The sequence below is a fragment of the Burkholderia latens genome (genome assembly GCF_001718795.1).
GTDB classification, from domain to species: domain Bacteria; phylum Pseudomonadota; class Gammaproteobacteria; order Burkholderiales; family Burkholderiaceae; genus Burkholderia; species Burkholderia latens_A.
In genome coordinates this window covers 1,272,409-1,294,927 of sequence record NZ_CP013438.1, presented here as the reverse complement: position 1 = coordinate 1,294,927, position 22,519 = coordinate 1,272,409, and the positions used below count along the sequence as shown (strand labels likewise).

Below are 22,519 nucleotides of genomic sequence, written 5' to 3'. Positions count from 1 at the left end.
TTGACGAACCGCGTACTTTGTCCGAAAGGCGCATGGTCGCGGTTCGGCCGCCGCGTGGTTGTGCCGCGTCCGGGTTTCGGTTCGTATTTTCCCAACGCGGCGTGGTCTATAAATGGAGAGGTGTACCAGTGCTTGTCGGGCGTCCGCGCGTGTTGCGCCGGTTGACGCGTCGACTGCCCAGGGAGGTGCGCCGTGGTTCGCCAGACGCTTGCTCGCGCCGTGCTTCGCAGCGCGCTGATCGGGGGCGTGTTTGCGGTCTTGTGGTCGGCGCCGCCGCCTGCCGTTGCCGCGACCGCCGCAACCGCCGCGCCATCCGCCGCATCGCCGGTCGCCAAGGAGCGGCCGGTCGCGCCACGTTACTCGATGCCGGTCGACTTCCCGGCGATCGTCGAGCGCTACGGCCCGGCGGTCGTGACCATCATGACCGCCGCGCCCGATCAGCAGGCCGGCGGCCCGTCCTTCGCAATTCTCGATCCCGACGATCCGCTCGCCGCATTCTTCCGGCGCGGCGCGCCGCTGCCGACGATGCAGAGCTCGCCGGCGCCGGCGCCCGATACGTCGCCGCGCGCGATCGCGGGCAGCGGCTCAGGCTTCATCGTCAGCGCGGACGGGCTGATCCTCACATCCGCGCACGTCGTCGCCGATGCAACCGACGTGACCGTGCGGCTGGCCGATCGTCGTGATTTGAAGGCGACCGTGCTGGCCGTCGATCCGCAGAGCGACGTCGCCGTGCTGCACGTCGATGCGACGAGGCTGCCGGTCGTGCGCATCGGCGATTCGTCGCGCGTGCGCGCCGGCGAACCGGTGATGACGCTCGGCGCGCCGGACGGGTCGGGCAACACGGTCACGGCCGGTATCGTCAGCGCGACCGCCCATGCGTTGCCGGACGGCAGCGCGTTTCCGTTCTTCCAGACCGACATCGCGGTCAATCCCGACAACTCCGGCGGCCCGGTGTTCAATCGCGCGGGCGACGTGATCGGCATCGCGATGCAGGTCTACACCGGCGCCGAACGCTACGCGAGCACGACGTTCGCGATTCCGATCGCGCTCGCGATGAAGGTGCGTGCGCAGGCGCAGGCGCAGATGCGGGCCAATGCGCAGGCGCAGCGCGCGTCGTCAGGCAACGTATTGGGCGTCGACGTGCAGGATGTCGGCGCGGGGCTGGCCGCAGCGTTCGGCCTGCGGCGCCCGGCCGGCGCGCTCGTCAACGGCGTCGACCCCGGCTCGCCCGCCGCCGCGGCCGGCGTGAAAGCCGGCGACGTGATCGTGAAGTTCGGCGACAGGCCGATCGGCCGGTCGGCCGAGCTGAATGATCTGGCCGCCGCGCTGCCGGCCGGCGCGAAGGCGCCGCTGCGGCTGATCCGCAATCGCACGCCGATGGTGCTGACCGTCACCGGGGCCGGAACGGGCGATGCAACCGGCGACGCAATCGACAACGCAGCCGTCGCGGGCGCTGCGGGCGGCATCGGTAGCGTCGACGGCGTTGGCGCCGCCGGCGCGGTCGGCACCGCTGCTGCCGCCGGCGTCGCGATGGCCGCCACACGACCGGTCGACACCGGCGACCGGCTCGGGCTGACGATGCACGCGCTGAGCGACACCGAACGACGCTCGACGGGCCTGGCGGTCGGGATGATGGTCGATGCGGTGCACGGGCCGGCCGCGAGGGCAGGTATCCGGCCGGGCGACGTCGTTCTCGAGCTCAACGACACGCTGCTCGAAACGCCGGACGACGTGCCGATGCTCGAAGCGAAAGGCGGTGTGATCGCGGTGCTGATCCAGCGCGACAACGCGCGCAAGTTCGTGTCGGTGCGGGCGCGGTAGTGCGTCGACGGGGCGCTGCCGATTGTTCGCGCAATCGGCTCGTGCGCGGCAAGCCGTGATGATGTTGCCGGCGCTCGTCCGGTGGGCGGCCACGTGCGGGCGAGGTTTGATGCGCGCGAGCATGACGCTTGATCGACCGGCTCGGAAGCACAGCCGCGATACACGCGCGCAGCGTTCGGCGTGGCAACCGGCGGGGGGCAGCTGCAACCGGCGCCAATCGACACCACGCGACGGCCGCCGAATGAACGTCCCGCCGCGCGTGCGTGCACAACCGCCTTACGGCTTGGCCCCCACCACGAACTCGAACGCGGCCACGCCATCGACGCCGCCCGTCACGCGATCGCCCGGTTGCAGCGCGCCGACACCGGCCGGCGTGCCGGTGAAGATCAGGTCGCCTGCCTTCAGCCCGACCGAGCGCGACACATACGCGATCACGTCGGGCACCGGCCAGATCATGTCGGCGAGATCGCCTTGCTGGCGCGTGTCGCCGTTGACGGCCAGCCAGATCCGGCCGCTCGCCGGATGACCGGTCGCGCTGGCGGCGCGCAGCGCGGTCACGGGGCCCGACGCGTCGAAACCTTTCGCCCAGTCCCACGGGCGGCTCAGCTTCTTTGCTTCCGCCTGCAAGTCGCGGCGCGTGAGATCGACGCCGACGCCGTAACCCCACACGTGCGTCAGCGCGTCGGCCGGATCGACCGACCGGCCGTCCTTGCCGATCGCGACGACGAGCTCGATTTCATGATGGAGATCGCCGGTCAGCGGCGGGTACGGGACGGTGCCGGCGGCCGGCACGATCGCATCGGCCGGCTTCATGAAGAAGAACGGCGGTTCGCGGTCGGGATCGGCGCCCATTTCGCGCGCGTGGTCGGCGTAGTTGCGGCCGACGCAGAATACGCGGCGCACCGGAAAGCGCGCGGACGACTGCTCGACTTCAATGGAAGGACGCTCGGCGGCGTCGATCACGTATGCGGACATCGGATGGCCTCGTTCGACAAGTGGACGGATGCCGGCGCCCGCGCAACGCGCCGCGGGCCGGCATGGATGGAACGATATCCGACGCGCGTGCGCAGGAATGCGACGAAACTGCGTTTTAACGGGACAAAACTACGCGTCGTCGACGGCCGGCGTTTCCGGCGGCGCCGGCAGCGCGGCGTTGGCGTCCCGGTACGCCTTCGGCGACACGCCGACCCGCGCGCGGAAGCGTCGCGCGAAATACCCTTCGTCGCGAAAGCCGACGGAGCGCGCGATGTCCGCGATGCGCCGGCTCGTATGCGCGAGCAGCGACTGCGCGAGCGCGATGCGGCGCTCGGTCACGAGATCGGTGAAGGTGCTGCCGGTTTCCTTGCGCACCAGGTGCGCAAGGTAGTTCGGCGACAGGAACGCGGCCTCCGCGGTTGCCGCGAGCGTCAGATCCTCGCGGGTCAGGTTCGCACGCACGTGGCGCAGCACGCGCGCGAGCGCGTCGCGCCTGCCCGCGCGCTGGGCGCCGCGCTGCGCGAGCTTGTCGAGCGCACCGGCGTATTGCGTGCAGACGAGCCCGATCAACTGCAACAGGTAGCCGCGCAGCAGCGTGGTAGAGCCGAACGTGCGCACGCGGTCGGCGTCGAGCATGCACAGCGCGAGGCGGCGCGCCTCGTCGAACGCATCGCCGGTCAGGATGAAGTCGAGATGCTCCTGGAAGCGGAACGGCGTCAGCTCGGGAAAGCGGTGAGCGGGCACATCCTCGAGATCGAGCGGATCGACGTCGAGATCGGCGCGCAGGAACGCCTGGCTGAAGTTGATCACGATGAAGTGTGCGCCCGCAGGATGCGGAATCAGATGCTCGCGATGCGGCAGCACGAACGCGAGCGCGCCGCGCGGAAACGGCCGCGTGACGCCGCCGATGCGCTGCTCGGTGTCGCCGCCGAGGTTGAACTGGATCTGGAAATACGCGTGCCGGTGCGGCTCGGTGATCGCCTGGCGCGACGCCTGGTCGCGAATGTAGAAGTCGAGCCGGTCGCTGCGTTCGGGCATCCCGTACAGGCGCGGCGGGGCGGTGGAGGGCATGAAGGATTCTGCTGGTCGTGACGCGGTTGAGCCGCGATGGTACAGCGAACCGCGCGTGGCCGGAATCCGCCCCGCAATGCGCGGATGCCGGCCGCGGCGGCCAGCGATCCGCGCCGTCAGTGCGCGCAGGGCGGCCGACCGGGCAATCAGGCGGCCGGATGGAAACCCAGATAGCGGCCGCGCGCGCCGGCTTCGTCGGACGCGAGCCGGCTTGCCGCGCCGACCGATCGCAGCGTGTCGGCGGTCACGGTGCGATTCGTCAGCAGCGTCCACCCTGTCGGCGCGGGCTCGGGCTCGGCGGCCGCCGCCGCGTCACTGCCCGCGCCAAGCGCGTGCAGCGCGGCCAGCAGCGCGTCGGCCGGCGGCGCGTGAATCGCGAAGCCTTCGTTCGCAACAGCCGCCGTATCGATTCCGAGCGCCGCGGCAAGTCGCGCGCGCAATGGCGTTTCGGCCTCGCTCGCGGCTCTTGCGCGCGCGACGTTCTCGCGTGTAAGCGCATCGACGATCGTGCCGCCTCGCATCAGCGGCGCATGCTGCCACGCGTCGGACGGGCACGCCTTGCCGTCCGGCGTCAACGGCACGAACGGATTGACTTCGGCCGGATAGATCCGGCACACCAGCGGCCGTTCGTCGTAGATCCCGCAGCGCAGGTCGCCGAGCAGGTTCGGGCATGGCCCCGCATGCGACGCGGTGATGACGACGGTGACGCGTATCGGCAGCGTGCCGCTGAGCGCAGGCGACGAACGCGCGCGCTTGTACGCGGCGAATGCATCGTCCGGCGCGGGCTCGACAGGCCATGGCATCGCGTCGCACAGCAGTTCGACGCGGCCGCCGCCGCGCTGCACCCATGCCGTGGCCTCGGCCACCGTCAGCGGAATACGCAGGTCATGGCAGCATCGGCCGCAGCCGGTGCAGGCGAAATCGATGTCGTTTCGGGTCATTCGCGTGGGGAGTGTGCGCGATCGCGCTCGTCAGCGTGCGACCAGCGGCGCGACGCGCCGGCGCAGTTCGGGCACGACCTCGGCATCGAACCACGGATGATGTTTGAACCATGCCTGGTTGCGCGGAGACGGATGCGGCAGCGGCAGCACGCCGGGGCCGTAGTCGCGCCACGCGCCGACCGTGTCGGTCAGCGTGGCCTTGCGCGAGTCGCGCAGGAAGTACCGTTGCGCGTACTGGCCGATCAGTAGCGTGAGCCGGAGCGACGGCAGTTCGCCGAGCAGCCGCGCGTTCCACCGCGGTGCGCATTCGGGGCGCGGCGGGTTGTCGCCGCCCGCGCCGCGGCCCGGGTAGCAAAACCCCATCGGCACGATCGCGAAGCGCGTGTCGTCGTAGAACGTGTCGGCGTCGACGCCGAGCCAGTCGCGCAGCCGCTTGCCGCTCGCATCGTCCCACGGGATGCCGCTCGCGTGGACGCGGGCGCCGGGCGCTTGGCCGACGATCAGGATGCGTGCGTCGCGATGCGCGCGCACGACAGGGCGCGGGCCGAGCGGCAGGTCGGCTTCGCATGCGCGGCAAGCGCGGATTTCGGTGAGCAGCACGTCGAGTGGCGTGCGCGGTGGTTTCGGCATCGAATCTGATCGGGAACGGAGTGGCCGCACGACACGCAATGGCGTCGATGCGGCGCGGCGCGCCGGTGCGGGCCGCGGCGTGTCGGTGCCGCCCGCCGCGCCGGACGGGTGCTGCGTTGCGGGACCGGCCCGAGGGGCGGGATCACATGGCCGCAGCGCCGCCTTCGGCGACCGCAGCATCATACAACGCCGTTTGCGCGATTGCCGCGGCGATCGCCGCGTCGTCATGCGCGGCGTCGAGCATGCCCCAACGCCGGTATTGCGACAGGAACCACATGCCGTCGCGCGGATCGGGCCGGTTCACGGCGCCGCCATCGTGGAACCGGATCGGCAGCGGCGGCTGCACGAACGGCCCCGCGCCGTAGTCGCCGAGCAGGCGCGGCGCGATCAGCCGCGCCGGTACGCCGAGCGCATCCGGCGACGCGAGCCAGCCGGCGGCTTCACGGCGATGGGCGTCGTCGTCGAGCCATGCGCATGCATCGACGAGCGTGCGGATCAATGCGCGCGCGGTGGCCGGATAGAGCGCGACGAATTCGCGTCGCGCGGCCAGCACCTTCTCCGGATGATCGGGCCAGATCTCGCTCGTGACGGCGACGGTCCGGCCAGCGCCGCACGCGTCGGCGACCGCGTGCCACGGCTCGCCCGCACAGAAGCCGTCGAGTTCGCCGCTCGCGAGCGCCGCAACCATCTCCGGCGGCGGGATCACGACGCTGCGCACGTCGCGCAGCGGATCGATGCCGTGCGATGCGAGCCAGTAGTTGAGCCACATTGCATGCGTGCCGGTCGGAAAGGTCTGCGCGAGCAGCGGTTTGCGGCCGAGCGTCGCGAACGCCGCGCGTGCGTCGCCGCTCGCGCGATAGGCGTCGGCTAGCCCGCGCGCGAACGTGATCGCCTGGCCGTTGCGGTTGAGGACCATCAGCGCGGCCATGTCGGTCTGCGGGCCGCCGATGCCGAGCTGCAATCCGCATACGAGCCCGTACAGCGCGTGCGCGGCGTCGAGCTCGCCCGTCAGCAGCTTGTCGCGCACGGCGGCCCAGGACGGCTGGCGGCTCAACGCGAGCGTCAGGCCGTGGCGCGCGCCGAGGTTCAGCCGCTGCGCGACGATCAGCGGGGCCGCGTCGCTCAGCGCGACGAACCCGAGGCGAAGATGCGCGCGTTCCGGCGCGGCGGGAAATGGAGTATTCATGGCGGTCAATGAGGTGACGCGTCGACCAGTTGCCGCGCGACGTCGACGATGCGCAGCCCCTGGTCCATTGCGCGCTTGCGCAGCAGCGCATACGCATCGTGTTCGGACAGCCTGCGCCGATCCATCAGCAGGCGCTTCGCGCGATCGATCAGCTTGCGTTCGGCGAGTTCGCGCTCGACGTCGGCGAGGCGGCGGCGCAATGCATCGTCGTGCGAGAAGCGCGCGAGCGCGACTTCGAGGATGGGCGCGAGACGCTCGGCCGACAGCCCTTCGACGAGATACGCGCTCACGCCCGCGCCGACGGCCGCATGAATCAGCGCCTGGTCCGCATCGTGGCTGAACATCAGCACGGGGCGCGGCGCGGTCGCGTGCATCACGGCCAGTTGCTCGAGCGTGTCGCGCGACGGCGAATCGGTATCGATGATCACGACGTCGGGGCGCTGCTCCTCGACGGCGGCGGGCAGGCGCGCGGGCGTCGCGACGTCGTTCAGCATTTCGTAGCCGAGGCGCGCGAGCGCATCGCCGAGCTCGCCGATCGGCTTGTCTGTATCCGTGACGAGCAGCACGCGCAGGCGTGCGGACGGGGCGGACGAACTCATGACGCGAACGCGGACGGACGGGCTTCGGGGCAGCGGGTGAGCGACGCGAGCACGGCGCGGCCGGATGTCGGCGCACGCCGGGGAGCGCGTCCGGCTTGCTCGTAGCCCGAGCGAGCGCCGCTGCGGCCAATGGTGCGGGCGTGCGGCGGGTACGGCACGGCGTCGCGCATGACGTGCTGCATCGCGTTCGGCATGACCTTCGGCATGACGTTCTGCATGACGTTTGGCATTACGCGGCCCGCGACAGCATCGCGAGCGCGGCAGCATCGGTCTGCTGCACGGACGCTTCGCCGATCGCCGCGCCGACGAGCATCACGGCCGGGCTGCCGAGTCCGGCCGCGGCGACACCGTGCGCGAGACCGCCGAGCGTGCCGGTCCAGCGGCGCTCGCGCGGCGTGCCGGCCCATTGCACGGCGGCGGCGGGTGTCGCGGCGGGCAGCGCGGCGAGCAGGCCGGCCGCGATGTTGTCGACGCGGCTCATGCCCATGTAGATCGCGAGCGTGGTGCCGGTGGCGGCAAGCGCCGCCCAGTCCGGCTCGCCGTGATCCTGGCGGTGCGCGGTGACGAACGTCACGCCCTGACAGTGCTCGCGGTGCGTGAGCGAGATGCCGAGGCTCGCGGCAGCCGCGAAGCCCGACGAGATGCCGTTGACGATGTCGACCGGAATCGCGGCGGCGCGCAGCGTCGCAAGTTCTTCGCCGGCGCGGCCGAACAGCAGTGCGTCGCCGCCTTTCACGCGCACGACGTGCGCGCCGCGCAGCGCGTAGCGGCGCATCAGCTTCTCGATGAACGCCTGGGGCGTGGAGCGGCAGCCGCCGCGCTTGCCGACGCGGATCACGCGCGCGTGCGGTGCGAGTTCGACGATGCCGGGCGCGACGAGATCGTCGAGCAGCAACACGTCGGCTGCTGCCAGCGCCTTCGCGGCCTTCAGCGTCAGGAGATCGGGGTCGCCGGGCCCGGCGCCCAGCAGCGTGACTTTGCCTGTCGTCATGTCGTGTTCCAGTGCCGCCTGCATGGGGCGGTCGATTGCGTGTCGCTGCGCGGCGGCGGGCGGTCGCGGGGACCACGGCATCCGGCCGTGCATGCACGGGAGGACGTCGTTGTCCTGATTGCGGATTGGCTGCGCCCACCTGCGACGGCGGGCCTGCATCTGCGGGGACTGCCCACCGGCGCCGTTGCCGGTGTGTGCAGCGAATTCAGCAATATCCGGGCCAACTCGGCCGACCGGGGAGCGCGCGGCCTGCGGCGTGACGCGCCGGCGCGGCGGCGTCGGCCGTCGACATGCATGCAGCGGTGGCGCCGCTGCGCACGCAATGCCGCATCGCTGTGCATCGCGTCCCGTGAGCGCGCACCGCGAAGTCGCACGCCGGTAGTGCTGCAGCGCACCACATCTGTGCCTCGATGCATCGCGACGGATAGCGCGCGACGCAGCACTGCGGCGCGCCCGATGCGCGGTGCGCCTTGTACGGCGCGGCTCGCGGCGCGATGGACGCCGACATGGCACGTCGCTTGCGTTAGGTCGTTCGGGCGGGTCAATGGCGATCCGTCCGCAGTACCGAATACCGACGCGCCCGGCAACGGGCTTCATGGGCAACGGCGTCCTACGCATCGGGTCTCTCGACGAGACCGGGTGCGCAGGACGCCGTTTTTCGTTTGGCGGATGACATGACCGACAAAGCAACCCGTATCGATCTCTTCAGCTTCCGCACCGCGCCGATGCGCGCGTTCCACATGACGTGGATGGCATTCTTCGTGTGCTTCTTCGCGTGGTTCGCGTGCGCGCCGCTGATGCCGCTGATTTCACGCGAATTCCATCTCACCGCCGCGCAGGTCGCGAACATCAACATCGCCGCGGTGGCCGCGACGATCGCGGTGCGGCTGCTGGTCGGCCCGATGTGCGACCGCTTCGGCCCGCGCCGCGTGTATGCGGGCCTGCTCCTGATGGGCGCGATCCCCGTGTTCGCGGTGTCGTTCACGCACGACTACCTGTCGTTCCTGATCTGCCGCCTCGGCATCGGCGCGATCGGCGCGGGCTTCGTGATCACGCAGTACCACACGTCGGTGATGTTCGCGCCGAACGTGGTCGGCACCGCGAATGCGACGACGGCCGGCTGGGGCAATGCGGGCGCGGGCGCGACGCAGGCGATGATGCCGCTGCTCGTTGCCGCCGGCGTGATGCTCGGCTTCGGCGACGACGCGTCGTGGCGTGTCGCGCTGATCGTGCCGGGAATCGCGATGCTGGCGATGGCCTGGGCGTACTGGCGCTTCACGCAGGATTGCCCGCAAGGCGATTTCGTCGCGCTGCGCAAGCAGGGCGTGACGGTCGACAGCGGCAAGAAGGGCGGCTGGGGGAGCTTCTTCACCGCATGCGGCAACTATCGCGTGTGGATGCTGTTCGTCACATACGGCGCATGCTTCGGCGTCGAAGTGTTCATCCACAACATCGCCGCGCTGTACTACGTCGATCACTTCAAGCTGTCGCTGAAGGACGCCGGTTTCGCGGTCGGGCTGTTCGGCCTGCTCGCGCTGTTCGCGCGCGCGCTCGGCGGCTGGCTGTCCGACCGCATCGCCGCGCGCCGCAGCCTCGACGTGCGCGCGATGCTGCTGTGCGCGCTGATCGTCGGCGAAGGGCTCGGACTCATCTGGTTCTCGCATGCACAGGGGATCGGCATGGCGCTCGTCGCGATGCTCACGTTCGGCCTGTTCACGCACATGGCGTGCGGCGCGACCTACGCACTCGTGCCTTTCATCGATCGCAACGCACTCGGCGGCGTCGCGGGGATCGTCGGCGCGGGCGGCAACGTCGGCGCGGTAGCCGCGTCCTTCCTGCTGAAGGGCATGGGCGACGTGCAGTACACGCTGAGCATGCTCGGCCTGATCGTCACAGCGACCGCGCTGTGCGCGATGGCCGTGCGCTTCAGCGAAGAACACAAGGCACGCGAGGCCGCGCTGCGCGATCGCGCGCTGGCTGCCGCCAACGCCGCGAACTGATCGACCGAGGGAGACGTCACCATGAAACTCATCGTCATCGGCCACGGGATGGTCGGCCACAAGCTCCTCGAATGCGTGGCGACGCATGCAGGCGCGGCCGACCCGCTGCAGGTCACCGTGCTCGGCGAAGAGCCGCGCCCGGCATACGACCGCGTACATCTGTCCGAATTCTTCGCGGGCAAGTCGGCGGAGGATCTGTCGCTCGTCGAGCCGGGCTTCTTCGACACGCATCCGCAGTTCGATCTGCGCCTGAACACGCGCGTCGCATCGATCGATCGCGCCGCGCACACCGTCACGCTCGCATCCGGCGAAACGCTTGCCTACGACAAGCTGGTGCTCGCGACCGGCTCGCGCCCGTTCGTGCCGCCGGTGCCGGGCCACGACCGCACGGGCTGCTTCGTGTACCGGACCATCGAGGATCTCGAAGCGATGCAGGCCGCAGGCGCGCAGGCGAAGCGCGGCGTGGTGATCGGCGGCGGGCTGCTGGGCCTCGAGTGCGCGAAAGCGCTGCGCGACATGGGGCTCGATACGCACGTGGTGGAATTCGCGCCGCGGCTGATGGCCGTGCAGGTCGACGACGGCGGCGGCCGGATGCTGCGCGCGAAGATCGAGGCGCTCGGCGTGACCGTGCACACGGGCAAGAACACGCTCGAGATCGTCGACGGCGAAGACGGCGCGCACCGGATGGCGTTCGCGGACGGGTCGCATCTGGACGCCGACATGATCGTGTTCTCGGCGGGCATCCGCGCGCGCGACGAACTGGCCCGCGCGTGCGGGCTCGACATCGGCCCGCGCGGCGGCGTCGCGATCGACGACGCATGCCGCACGAGCGACGCCGACATCTACGCGATCGGCGAATGCGCGGCATGGAACGGGATGGTGTATGGCCTCGTCGCGCCGGGCTACGACATGGCGCGTGTGGTCGCGAAGCACCTCGCGGGCGACGCCGGCGCCGTGTTCGCCGGCGCCGACATGAGCACCAAGCTGAAGCTGATGGGCGTCGACGTCGCGAGCATCGGCGACGCGCACGGCGCGACGGCCGGCAGCCGCACGTACCAGTACGCGGACGAGCGCCGCCAGGTCTACAAGAAGCTGGTGGTGTCGGACTGCGGCAAGTTCCTGCATGGTGCGGTGATGGTCGGCGACGCCTCCGAATACGGCACGCTGCTGCAGATGATGCTGAACCGCATCGAGCTGCCCGAGCAGCCCGAATTCCTGATTTTGCCGTCGTCGGACGGCGCGGCGAAGCCTGCGCTCGGCGTCGACGCGCTGCCGGAAGGCGCACAAATCTGCTCGTGCAACAACGTGTCGAAGTCGCAGATCTGCGCGGCGGTGGCCGACGGCGCGACGAGCCTCGGCGCGCTGAAGTCGTGCACGGGTGCGGGCACGTCGTGCGGCGGCTGCGTGCCGCTCGTCACGCAGATCATGAAGGCCGAGATGAAGAAGCAGGGCCTGGCCGTCAACAACCATCTGTGCGAGCACTTCGCGCATTCGCGGCAGGAGCTGTTCCATCTGATCCGCGTCGAGCGGATCACGACGTTCGACGACCTGCTGCGCAAGCACGGCCGCGGCCTCGGCTGCGACGTGTGCAAGCCGGCCGTCGCCGGCATCCTCGCATCGTGCTTCAACGAATTCGTGCTGAAGAAGGAGCATGCGGGGCTGCAGGATTCGAACGACTACTACCTCGCGAACATCCAGCGCGACGGCACGTATTCGGTCGTGCCGCGGATGCCGGGCGGCGAAGTGACGCCGGAAGGATTGATCGCAGTCGGCCAGGTCGCGAAGAAGTACGGGCTCTACACGAAGATCACCGGCGGCCAGCGCGTCGACCTGTTCGGCGCGCGCGTCGAGCAACTGCCGTCGATCTGGGAAGAGCTGATCGCGGCCGGCTTCGAATCGGGCCACGCATACGGCAAGGCGGTGCGCACCGTGAAGTCGTGCGTCGGCTCGACGTGGTGCCGCTACGGCGTCGACGATTCGGTCGGCCTCGCGATCGACATCGAACACCGCTACAAGGGGCTGCGCGCGCCGCACAAGATCAAGTTCGGCGTGTCGGGCTGCACGCGCGAGTGCGCGGAAGCCCAGGGCAAGGACGTCGGCATCATCGCGACCGAGAAGGGCTGGAACCTGTACGTGTGCGGCAACGGCGGGATGAAGCCGCGCCACGCGGAACTGATCGCGTCCGACCTCGATCGCGACACGCTGATCCGCTACATCGACCGCTTCCTGATGTTCTACGTGCGCACGGCCGACCGGCTGCAGCGCACGAGCGTGTGGCGCGACAACCTCGAAGGCGGGCTCGACTACCTGATCGACGTCGTCGTGCACGACAAGCTCGGGATCGCGGCCGAACTCGAAGCCGACATGCAGCATGTGGTCGACACGTACGAATGCGAATGGAAGAAGGCCGTCACCGATCCGGACACGCGCAAGCGCTTCCGCCACTTCGTGAACAGCGACGCGCCCGACACGACCATCGCGTTCGTCGAGACCCGCGGGCAGATTCGTCCCGCGACGCCCGACGAGCGCGTGCGCGGCAAGCCTGTCGCGATTCCGGTCGTCGCCGAACCCGCAACCGTTTGATCCCGACCGATACGAGCAACTTTGCGAAGGAGCCCATCATGAACGACCGTCTTCCGCTGTCCTGGATCCGCGTGTGCCCGCTCGACGACATCGTGCCGAACACCGGCGTATGCGCGCTCGTCAACGGCGAGCAGGTCGCGGTGTTTCATGTCGCGCATCCCGAAGGCGGGGTGTTCGCGATCGACAACGTCGATCCTGTGTCGCAGGCGGCCGTGATGTCTCGCGGGCTGATCGGCAGCGTCGGCGAGCGCATCGTCGTCGCATCGCCGCTGTACAAGCAGCATTTCGATCTGCGAACCGGCGAATGTCTCGAATCGCCCGAGCAATCGGTGAGCGCGTATCCGTCACGCGTCGAGGACGGTTTCGTGTGGGTGGCGGCGTGACCGTCGAGGAACGCGCATGACCGCCACTTCCGTCAAGAGCGTGTGCCCGTACTGCGGCGTCGGCTGCGGGATGGTGCTGCACGTCGAGGATGGTGAGGTCGTTAAGGTGTCCGGCGACTCCGACCATCCGGCCAACTTCGGACGGCTGTGCACGAAAGGCTCGTCCGCGCACGTCGCGCTGCGCCGCTCGGGCCGGCTCGAGCGCGCGTTCGTGCGGCATGCGCGCGAGGACGACCTCGTGCCGCTGCCGGTTCGCGACGCGATCACGCAGACCGCGCGCCGGCTGCGCGCGGTGCTCGACACGCACGGGCCGGATGCGCTGTCGTTCTATGTATCGGGGCAGATGTCGATCGAGGCGCAGTATCTCGTGAACAAGCTCGCGAAGGGCTTCGTCGGCACCAACAACATCGAGTCGAACTCTCGGCTGTGCATGGCGAGCGCGAGCACCGGCTACAAGCAGTCGCTCGGCGCCGATGGCCCACCCGGGTCGTATCAGGATTTCGACCGCGCGAACCTGTTCTTCGTGATCGGCGCGAACATGGCCGACTGCCACCCGATCCTGTTCCTGCGGATGATGGACCGCGTGAAGGCCGGCGCGAAGCTGATCGTCGTCGACCCGCGCCGCACCGCCACCGCCGACAAGGCCGACCTGTTCCTGCAGATCCGGCCGGGCACGGATCTCGCGCTGACGAACGGACTCCTGCACCTGCTGCACGCGAACGGGCGCACCGATGCCGCGTTCATCGACGCGTACACGGAAGGCTGGGACGCGATGCCGGCGTTCCTCGCCGATTACACGCCCGAACGCGTCGCCGAGATCACGGGCCTCGAACAGGCCGACATCCTGACGGCCGCGCAATGGATCGGCGACGCGCAGGAATGGACGAGTTGCTGGACGATGGGGCTGAACCAGAGCACGCACGGCGTGTGGAACACCAATGCGATCTGCAACCTGCATCTCGCGACCGGCAAGATCTGCCGCCCGGGCAGCGGGCCGTTCTCGCTGACCGGCCAGCCGAATGCGATGGGCGGGCGCGAGATGGGTTACATGGGCGCGGGCTTGCCGGGCCAGCGCTCGGTGGCGTCCGACGAAGACCGGCGCTTCGTCGAGAACCTGTGGCGCGTGCCGGCCGGCACGCTGCGCCGGGAAACCGGCAACGGTACGGTCGACCTGTTCGAGCGGATGGCCGCCGGCGACGTCAAGGCGTGCTGGATCGTCTGCACGAACCCGGTTGCAACCGTGCCGAACCGGCAGAGGGTGATCGCAGGGCTGCAGGCCGCCGAGGTCGTGATCGCGCAGGACGCGTTTCTCGACACCGAGACGAACCGCTACGCGGACATCCTGCTGCCCGGCGCGCTGTGGGCCGAGGGCGACGGCGTGATGATCAATTCCGAACGCAACATGACGCTGATGCGCGCCGCGATCGCGCCGCCCGGCGACGCGCTGCCGGACTGGCGCATCGTCGCGGAAGTCGCGCGCGCGATGGGCTTCGGCGATGCGTTCGACTATGCGTCGGCGGCCGACGTATTTGATGAAATCGTGCGCTTTTCGAATCCGGCGACCGGCTACGACCTGCGCGGCGCGAGCCATGCGGCGCTGCGCGACGGCCCGGTGCAATGGCCGGTCGCGCCGGGCGCCGCGCGCGAGCGGCACCCGATCCGCTACCTGAACGACGGCGTGAGCCAGACGCCGCGCGCGGCGGCCGACGGGCACGACGCGCCGCGCGTCGCGTTCCCGACGCCGTCGGGCAAGGCGCGCTTCTTCGCACGGCCGCACGTCGCGCCGGCCGAACTGCCGGACGATACGTTCCCGATCGTGCTGAACACCGGGCGGCTGCAGCATCAATGGCACACGATGACGAAGACAGGCAAGGTCGGGATTCTGAACAAGCTCAATCCGCGCCCGTTCGTCGAACTGCATCCGGATGACGCGAGCGCGCTCGGCATCGCGACGAAAGACAGTGTCGAGATCCGCTCGGCACGCGGGCGCGCGGTGCTGCCGGCCGTCGTCACCGAGCGTGTGCGGCGCGGCAACTGCTTCGCGCCGATGCACTGGAACGACGTGTACGGCGACGATCTGTGCATCAACGCGGTGACCCACGATGCGATCGACCCGGAATCGCAGCAACCCGAACTCAAATATTGCGCGGTCGCGCTGACCCGCGTCGACACGGATGCGTTTGCGTCCGCCGACCACACAGCCGCGCAACCCGATGCGTCCGCGGCCGGCGCGCCGCTCGTGCCCGCGACGGTGTCGAGCGCGGCATCACAGGAAACCGACATGGCAGACCTCGACACTTTCGCGGCCGCGCTCGGCGTGGCCGATTTTGCGCCGCCGCCGCTGTCCGACGCGGAGCGTCTGTACGTGGCCGGCTTCGTCAGCGGGCTGAAGGCGAGCGCCGGGGGCCGCGAAGGCGGCGTACCGGTGCTGCCGGCCGGCGCGCCGCTTGCGCCGCCGGTGCGGCTCTGGCTCGACGGGATGCTCGCGGGGCTGTTCAGCCGCGCGGTGGCGGCGCACGGCGCGGATGGCGCGGCGCCTGCGCTGCCCGGCGACGCCGCCGCGTCCGGCGGCGTACGCATCGTGCGCGCGCGGCCGAAGGTCACGCTGCTGTGGGCGTCGCAGACGGGCAACATCGAATCGTTGACCGAGAATTACGCGACGCAGTTGATGAACGCGGGCTTCGAGATTCGTACCGCGTGCATGTCCGACTATCCGGTCGCGTCGCTGGCCGGTGCGCAGTACGTGCTGCTGATGACGAGCACGTTCGGCGACGGCGATCCCCCTGACAACGGCAGCGAGTTCTGGGAAGTGCTGCAGGACGGCAGCGCCGCGCGCCTCGACGGTGTGCACTTCGCGGTGCTTGCGTTCGGCGATCGCAACTACGACCAGTTTTGCGGACACGGCCGCCGGCTCGATGCGCGGCTGGCCGAACTCGGCGCGGCGCGGCTGTGCGCGCGCGTCGATTGCGACGTCGAATTCCAGCGCGACGCGGACCAATGGCTCGAACGCGTCGTCGCGCGGATCAAGGAGGCGGATGCGGCGCTGCACGCGGTGCCGGCCACCGGCTTGAGCGCGTCCGGACTGTTGCCGACCAAAGCGCACCCGGCGCCGTCGAGACTCGTCGCGAACCTGCGGCTGAATCGCCCGGGCGCCGCGAAGGACACGCGTTACGTGTCGCTGTCGACCGAAGGCGCGAACCTTGAATACGAAGCCGGCGACGCGCTCGGCGTGTGGCCGACCAACTGCCCGGAACTGGTCGACGAGTTGCTGTCGGTCACCGCGCTGAAGGCCGACGCGCCGGTCTCGGTCGCGGGCGTCGGCGACATGCGCCTCGCCGACGCGCTTGCACGCCACTTCGACATCACGCGCCCGCACCCGGATACGCTTGCGTTCATCGCGTCGCGCAGCGCGAACGGCGCACTGAACGCGTTACTCGCCGACGACCGCAAGGCCGACCTGAAGCAATGGTTGTGGGGACAACAGCTTGCGGACGTGCTGCATGAATTCCCGGTCGAGTTGTCGGGCGCGGAATTGGTCGGGATGCTGAAGCGGTTGCAGCCGCGCCTGTATTCGATCGCATCGAGCCCCAGCGCGCATCGCGGCGAAATTCATCTGACGGTGTCGGCCGTGCGCTATCACAACGGTCGTCGTGCGCGCAAAGGCGTCGCATCGACGTTCCTCGCCGATCGCGCGGACGATGGCCGCGTGCCGGTGTTCGTGCAGAAGTCCGCGCATTTCCGGCCGCCGGTGAACGGCGACGTGCCGGTCGTGATGGTCGGGCCGGGCACCGGCGTCGCGCCGTTCCGCGGCTTCCTGCACGAGCGGCAGGCACGCGGCGCGCGCGGGCGCAACTGGCTGTTCTTCGGCGAGCAGCACGCGCAGACCGACTTCTACTACGGCGACGAACTCACGGCGATGCGCGACAGCGGGTTGCTCACGCGGCTCGATCTCGCGTTCTCGCGCGATCAGGCCGACAAGATCTACGTGCAGGACCGGATGCGCGAGCAGGGCGCCGAGCTGTACAGGTGGCTGGAAGAGGGCGCGCACTTCTACGTGTGCGGCGACGCCGCGCGGATGGCGAAGGACGTCGACACAGCGCTGAAGGCGATCGTGGCCGAGCACGGCGGGATGTCCGACGAAGCCGCGAACGACTACGTCGCGCGGCTCGCGAAGGCGCGCCGGTACATGCGCGACGTGTATTGAGCGCGTGCCCGCATCGGCCGGTTCGCTGCAACGATCGATCCGGTAGCGCATGATGGCGGCTTCCGCCACCAAGCAATGGAGTCGCGCGATGATCCTGTTCCCGAATTTTCCGATTCGAACGCTCGTGATGGTCGCCGCGCTGGCCGCCGCCGCGATTCCCGGCGCACCGGCCATCGGCGAGACATCGACGGTGCCGGCCGGCTCGGCTGTCGCGACGCCCGACAACGCGGTACTGCTCACCGTGTTCCTGAAACACGACGAGTCGCGCCCGCTCGCGGAGCTGAACGCGCAGCTGGCGAAACAGGGGTTCTACAAGGCGTTTCCGCCGCCGGGCGTCGAGGTGGTGAGCTGGACGGTAACGATGGGAATCGGGCAAATCGTCGTGCTGCGGCTGCCGGCGTCGCGGTTGCGCGAGGTCAATCGCGTGCTCGAGGATACGGCCTGGGGCGTGTACCGGACGGAGTTCTACCCGACTTACGATTACAAAACGATCGGGTTGGGGGAGCATGAGCGCGCGAAGTGACGCGTAGTGACGTCCGTCCGCGTCGGCGCCGCGCCGGCGGGCCCATCGAATCGACCCGCCCCCATTCCGAAACGCGCGGCGCCATCGTGCTTTCCTCCTCGTTCCACGGGCGCGGCCCGGCAGATTTCTCCCAAATGCATCGCAAGTCATTCATCGGATGAAAAAACCGCGCGCGTTCCCGGTATGATGCGCACCGTGCGTCCGTGGACGCCCTTTCTTTATGCGATTTTGATACGCACGACATCACAAATCCGCACAAAGCGAATGTGAAACATTCTGTAATATAAAGTCCGTATACTTGTAATTTCTGATCCAGGCGTCGCCTGCCTCTGCTTTCGGCCGACCGCCCACGCAGAACAACCCGATTCGTCGCCGCCCGGCCGTCCCGCGCCGCGACATGCTATGCACCTGCACGAATAACCTATGTCTTCCCGTCGCCCTGGTCCGCCCGGCCGTGCCGCGTCGGCGATCGCCCGTGTTTCGGCGCTGATCCGCCACGAGCGCGTGCTGTCGCCGCTGCTCGCACTCGGCATCGGCTTGCTGCTGATCGTGGTTTTCCAGCACTTGTCCGAATCCGTCGACTACCGGTCGGTGATCCGTCAGCTTCGCCACATGACCGTCGGCGAGTGGGGCGCGTCGCTCGCCGCGACTGCGCTGAGCTATCTCGCGCTCGTCGCTCGCGATGCGGTCGGCCTGCGCTACGTCGGCGCGAAAGTACCGCGCGCCGCGCTGTGGATCGGCGCGATCGCCGGCTCGGCGCTCGGCAACGCGACCGGGTTCGGCGCGCTTACGGGCGGCGCCGTGCGCGCGCGCGTGTACGGCGTGTCGGGCGTCACGCCCGCGCAGATCGGCCGGATGACGGTGTTCACGAGCGGCACGCTCGCGCTCGCGATGGTGTTGATGACCGCGATCGGCATGGTTTGCGTGCCGCAGACGCTTGCTGCAATGCTGCACGTCGCGCCCGGCGTGCTCACGTGGGGCGGCGCCGCGCTGCTCGTCGTGCTGGCCGGCATGGTCGCGCTGTGCGGCCACACCGCGCGCCCGGTCGTCACGCGCTTCAAATGGCTCGCATTCGACGTGCCGGCGCGGCGCGATCTCGTTGCGCAGGTCGTCTACGCGGTGCTCGACGTCGTGGCCGCCGGCCTCACGTTGTGGGTGCTGTTGCCGGCCGCGCCGGTCGGCTTCCCGACCTTCATCACCGTGTACGCGGCTGCACTGCTGCTCGGGATGATCGGCCATACGCCGGGCGGGATCGGCGTGTTCGAAGCCGCGATGGTGTTCACGCTGGGCCGCGAGGTGCCCGCGCACGCGATGGTCGCCGCGCTGATCGCGTATCGCGCAATCTACTTCGGCGTGCCGCTCGTGCTGTCGGCCGGCCTGCTGGCTGCCTTCGAAGGGCGCGCGCTGCGGCGCCGGCTCGTGTCGCGGCAGGCTGCGCGCGTGTCGCAACTTGCGCCGCTGTTCCTGAGCCTCGTGACGTTCGCGGTCGGCGGGATGCTGGTGATTTCGAGCGCAACGCCCGCGTTCTGGCACCGGATCGCGATCCTGCGCAACATCGTGCCGCTGTGGGTGCTCGAAGGCTCGCAGGTGATCTGCAGCGTGCTGGGCGTCGCGCTGCTGTTCGTCGCGCGCGGGCTGCTGCGGCGCCTCGACGGCGCATGGTGGATGACCTTCGCGCTGACGCTCGCGAGTCTCGCGCTGTCGCTCGCGAAGGGGCTTGCGTTCGTCGAGGCCGGCGTGCTCGGCACGCTGCTGGTGCTGCTGCTCGTCAGCCGGCGCCGCTTCAACCGTCATTCGTCGCTGCTCGCCGAGCGCTTCACCGTGAGCTGGTTCGTGTCGGTGACGCTCGTGCTGATCCTCGCGGTGTGGGTGCTGTGCTTCGCGTTCCGCGACGTGCCGTACACGCGCGATCTGTGGTCGCATTTCTCGTTCGACGCACGTGCGCCCCGCGCGTTGCGGGCGACGCTGGCAGCCGGCGTGTTCGTCGCGATGTTCGCGCTGTGGCAATTGCTGCGGCCGGCGCCCGGCCGCTTCGTGAAGCCGGCCGAGCAGGATCTGCTCGACGCGGAGCGGATCATCCGCGCGCAGGAATGCAGCGATGCGGGCCTCGCGCTGATGGGCGACAAGTCGTTCCTGTTCTCCGAATCGCGCCGCGCGTTCCTGATGTACGCGAAGAACGGCCGCACGTGGGCCGCGCTGCACGATCCGGTCGGACCGCGCGAGGAATGGCCGGCGCTGATCAGCAAGTTCATTGCGCTCGCGCACGCACACAGCGGGCGCGCGGCGTTCTATCAAGTGCGTGCGAACGCGCTGCCGCTGTATCTCGATGCCGGGCTCACGCTGATGAAGCTGGGCGAGGAAGCGCACATCGCGCTCGACCGGTTCGACCTGAAGGGCTCGAACCGGTCACATCTGCGTTATGCGCTGCGCCGCGGCGACAAGGATGCGCTGTCGGTCGAGGTGATCGCGCCGGCCGACGTGCCGGCCGCGCTGCCGGCGTTGCGCGACATCTCCGACGGCTGGCTCGACAGCCGCGACGCGCGCGAAAAGAGCTTCTCCGTGGCCGCCTTCCACGAGGGCTATCTCGCGACCCAGTCGGTGATGCTGGTGCGGCAAGCCGACAAACCGATCGCGTTCGTCACGTTCATGACGACCGACCTCAACACCGAGGCGACGGTCGGCGTGATGCGTCATCTGCCGGAAGCGTCGCCGTATGCGATGGAGTATTTGTTTACGCAGCTCGCGCTGCATCTGAAGGAAGCGGGATTCCGCAAGCTGAGCCTGGGCATCGCGCCGTTCTCGGGAATGGGGGCGGCGAAGATGCCGTCGCCGTGGCACCGGTTCGGGCTGATGGTCTGGCGCTTCGGCGGCCGCTTTTACAACTTCCGTGGCTTGCGTGCTTTCAAGAGCAAGTTCGAGCCGCACTGGGAGCCGCGCTATCTCGCGGCCTCGGGCTCGGTCGGCGTGTTCGTCACGCTCGCGGATCTGTCCCTGCTGGCTGGAGGTCGGCGCTCATGATGGTGAAGAAGGGTATCGCGCGGGCGGCAGTCGCCTGCGCGGGAATGATGCTGGCCGGCGCCGCGCTCGCCGCGCAGCCGGCGACGCAACCGGAAACGGTGTCGGGCGGCCGCTACGGCCCCGTGATGGTGACGAAGCCGAACGGCCCGCTGCGCGGTTTCGTCGTGCTGTTCTCGCGTGGACGCGGGTGGGGCGCGGCCGACCAGCAGGCGGCCGACACGCTCGCGAAGGCGGGTGCGATGACGGTCGGCGTGGATTCGGAGCGCTATGCGGCGAACCTCGCCGCGAAGCAGGAAACCTGTCACCACCTCGACGGCGACGCCGAGGCGGTCAGCCATCAGCTCGAACGGCTGATGCAATCGGCGCGCTATTACACGCCGATCGTCGCGGGCGTGGGCCAGGGCGGTGCGATCGCGAAGCAGATCCTGTCGATGGCGCCGGAGAACACGATTGCCGGCGTCGTATCGGTCGATCCGGCCGCGAAGCTCGATGCGCGCTTCAAGCCGTGCCCGCCCGATCCGACGATCGTGCGCCGCGCGATGCCGGGCTTCGTCGAAACGGCCGCGGCCGGCGACGGCGCGAAGCTCGTGTCGCTCGTCACGTCGCATCTGCACGACACCAGCAGCAGCGACGAACTCGACGTGTCGGATCTGCCGCTCGTCGAACTGCCGGCGAAGGGCGGCACGGAGCGTCTTGCGATCGTGATCTCGGGCGACGGCGGCTGGCGCGATCTCGACAAGACGATCGCCGAGGCGCTGCAGCGCGACGGCGTGTCGGTTGTCGGCATCGACAGCCTGCGCTACTTCTGGAGCGAGAAGCCGCCGGCGCAGGTGAGCCGCGACCTCGCGCGCGTGATGCGCACGTACATGGCGCGCTGGCATGCGAACCGTGTCGCGCTCGTCGGCTACTCGTTCGGTGCGGACGTGATGCCGTTCGCGTACAACCGGCTGCCTGCCGATCTGCGCGACAAGGTTTCGGTGATGTCGCTGCTCGGCTTCGCGCCGGCCGCGGATTTCCAGATCCGCGTGACGGGCTGGCTCGGGATGCCGGCGAGCGACAACGCGCTGAAGGTCGCGCCGGAAATCGCGAAGGTGCCGCCGCAGCTCGTGCAGTGTTTCTACGGCGCGCAAGAGAAGGACACGATGTGCCCGGCACTCGCGAATACCGGCGCCGACGTGATCAGGACCGGAGGCGACCACCACTTCGGCCGCGACTATATCGCGCTCGAGAAGAAGATCCTCGGCGCGTTCGGCAAGTCCGTCGCGGCGCGCTGAGCGGTGGCGCCCGCGGCACGGCGGGCGCCGGATGTGCGATTCATCGGACGGGCGGCCCGGGTGACGGGCCGCCCGTTTTCATTTCTCGTCCGCGCGGTGTCCGGCCGCGTTGCGCTCGCGTTTCAGCACCACGTCGTGACAGTTGCTCGCCGTGCGCTGCTCGGCCGCGCCGCTGATCGCGGTCGCGAACTTGCGCGGCCCGAACGCAAATGTCGGATGCAGGATGGTCCTGCTGTCGTCTCACGTCGGCGCACGGGCGCACATCGTCGATGCCGTCCGCGCGACACTTGCGTGCGCGTTGCACGAAATGTCGGGGATTC

The 22,519-nt window shown here is 69.4% G+C and carries 16 protein-coding genes; 8 read left to right on the top strand and 8 right to left on the bottom strand.

Annotated elements, in window-relative coordinates:
• Nucleotides 1–192: 192 nt before the first annotated feature.
• Nucleotides 193–1,821, top strand: coding sequence for a trypsin-like peptidase domain-containing protein (locus WK25_RS25100; protein ID WP_069243047.1), 1,629 nt, complete (start codon nt 193–195; stop codon nt 1,819–1,821).
• A 276-nt stretch (nt 1,822–2,097) separates the two neighbouring features.
• Here WK25_RS25100 and WK25_RS25095 read toward each other — a convergent pair whose 3' ends face one another.
• The 8 genes from WK25_RS25095 to cobA all read right to left on the bottom strand — a co-directional run bounded on the left by WK25_RS25095 (nt 2,098) and on the right by cobA (nt 8,214).
• The gene (locus WK25_RS25095; protein ID WP_069243046.1) at nt 2,098–2,796 is read right to left on the bottom strand and encodes a fumarylacetoacetate hydrolase family protein; all 699 of its coding nucleotides are present in this window, start codon (nt 2,794–2,796) and stop codon (nt 2,098–2,100) included.
• Nucleotides 2,797–2,925: 129 nt separating this feature from the next.
• The gene (locus WK25_RS25090) at nt 2,926–3,867 is read right to left on the bottom strand and encodes a helix-turn-helix transcriptional regulator (protein WP_040139982.1); all 942 of its coding nucleotides are present in this window, start codon (nt 3,865–3,867) and stop codon (nt 2,926–2,928) included.
• 146 nt (nt 3,868–4,013) lie between these two features.
• Complete coding sequence (locus WK25_RS25085) at nt 4,014–4,808, bottom strand: YkgJ family cysteine cluster protein (protein WP_069243045.1); 795 nt, start codon at nt 4,806–4,808, stop codon at nt 4,014–4,016.
• A 30-nt stretch (nt 4,809–4,838) separates the two neighbouring features.
• A complete protein-coding gene (locus WK25_RS25080; RefSeq protein ID WP_069243044.1) occupies nt 4,839–5,438 on the bottom strand; it encodes a uracil-DNA glycosylase family protein in 600 nt (199 codons plus the stop codon).
• A gap of 142 nt (nt 5,439–5,580) precedes the next feature.
• Entirely contained in the window at nt 5,581–6,624 is a 1,044-nt protein-coding gene (locus WK25_RS25075; RefSeq protein ID WP_069243043.1) for a CmpA/NrtA family ABC transporter substrate-binding protein, read from the bottom strand.
• A 5-nt stretch (nt 6,625–6,629) separates the two neighbouring features.
• The gene (locus WK25_RS25070; protein WP_040139974.1) at nt 6,630–7,223 is read right to left on the bottom strand and encodes an ANTAR domain-containing response regulator; all 594 of its coding nucleotides are present in this window, start codon (nt 7,221–7,223) and stop codon (nt 6,630–6,632) included.
• Entirely contained in the window at nt 7,220–7,441 is a 222-nt protein-coding gene (locus tag WK25_RS25065; protein WP_069243042.1) for a hypothetical protein, read from the bottom strand. The genes WK25_RS25070 and WK25_RS25065 overlap by 4 nt, the downstream gene beginning before the upstream one ends.
• An 11-nt stretch (nt 7,442–7,452) precedes the next feature.
• Nucleotides 7,453–8,214 (bottom strand): uroporphyrinogen-III C-methyltransferase, encoded by a 762-nt coding sequence (cobA, locus tag WK25_RS25060; RefSeq protein ID WP_059547460.1) that lies wholly within the window; start codon nt 8,212–8,214, stop codon nt 7,453–7,455.
• Nucleotides 8,215–8,888: 674 nt separating this feature from the next.
• On the opposite strand from cobA, the gene WK25_RS25050 reads away from it, so the two are divergent.
• The 7 genes from WK25_RS25050 (at nt 8,889) to WK25_RS25020 (ending at nt 22,199) form a co-directional block, all read left to right on the top strand.
• Nucleotides 8,889–10,214: an MFS transporter gene (locus tag WK25_RS25050; RefSeq protein WP_069243040.1), complete on the top strand. Its 1,326-nt coding sequence runs from the start codon at nt 8,889–8,891 to the stop codon at nt 10,212–10,214.
• Nucleotides 10,215–10,235: 21 nt separating this feature from the next.
• Nucleotides 10,236–12,797, top strand: a complete 2,562-nt coding sequence (gene nirB, locus WK25_RS25045; protein ID WP_069243039.1) for a nitrite reductase large subunit NirB — start codon at nt 10,236–10,238, stop codon at nt 12,795–12,797.
• Between the two features lie 38 nt (nt 12,798–12,835).
• Entirely contained in the window at nt 12,836–13,180 is a 345-nt protein-coding gene (gene nirD / locus WK25_RS25040) for a nitrite reductase small subunit NirD (RefSeq protein WP_040141159.1), read from the top strand.
• A 16-nt stretch (nt 13,181–13,196) separates the two neighbouring features.
• Complete coding sequence (locus WK25_RS25035; RefSeq protein ID WP_069243038.1) at nt 13,197–17,384, top strand: bifunctional nitrate reductase/sulfite reductase flavoprotein subunit alpha; 4,188 nt, start codon at nt 13,197–13,199, stop codon at nt 17,382–17,384.
• 88 nt (nt 17,385–17,472) lie between these two features.
• The gene (locus tag WK25_RS25030; protein ID WP_040141158.1) at nt 17,473–17,907 is read left to right on the top strand and encodes a hypothetical protein; all 435 of its coding nucleotides are present in this window, start codon (nt 17,473–17,475) and stop codon (nt 17,905–17,907) included.
• Between the two features lie 423 nt (nt 17,908–18,330).
• A complete protein-coding gene (gene mprF, locus WK25_RS25025) occupies nt 18,331–20,925 on the top strand; it encodes a bifunctional lysylphosphatidylglycerol flippase/synthetase MprF (RefSeq protein ID WP_040139961.1) in 2,595 nt (864 codons plus the stop codon).
• Nucleotides 20,922–22,199, top strand: coding sequence for a virulence factor family protein (locus WK25_RS25020; protein WP_069243037.1), 1,278 nt, complete (start codon nt 20,922–20,924; stop codon nt 22,197–22,199). Before mprF ends, WK25_RS25020 begins: the two co-directional genes overlap by 4 nt.
• Nucleotides 22,200–22,519: the final 320 nt, after the last annotated feature.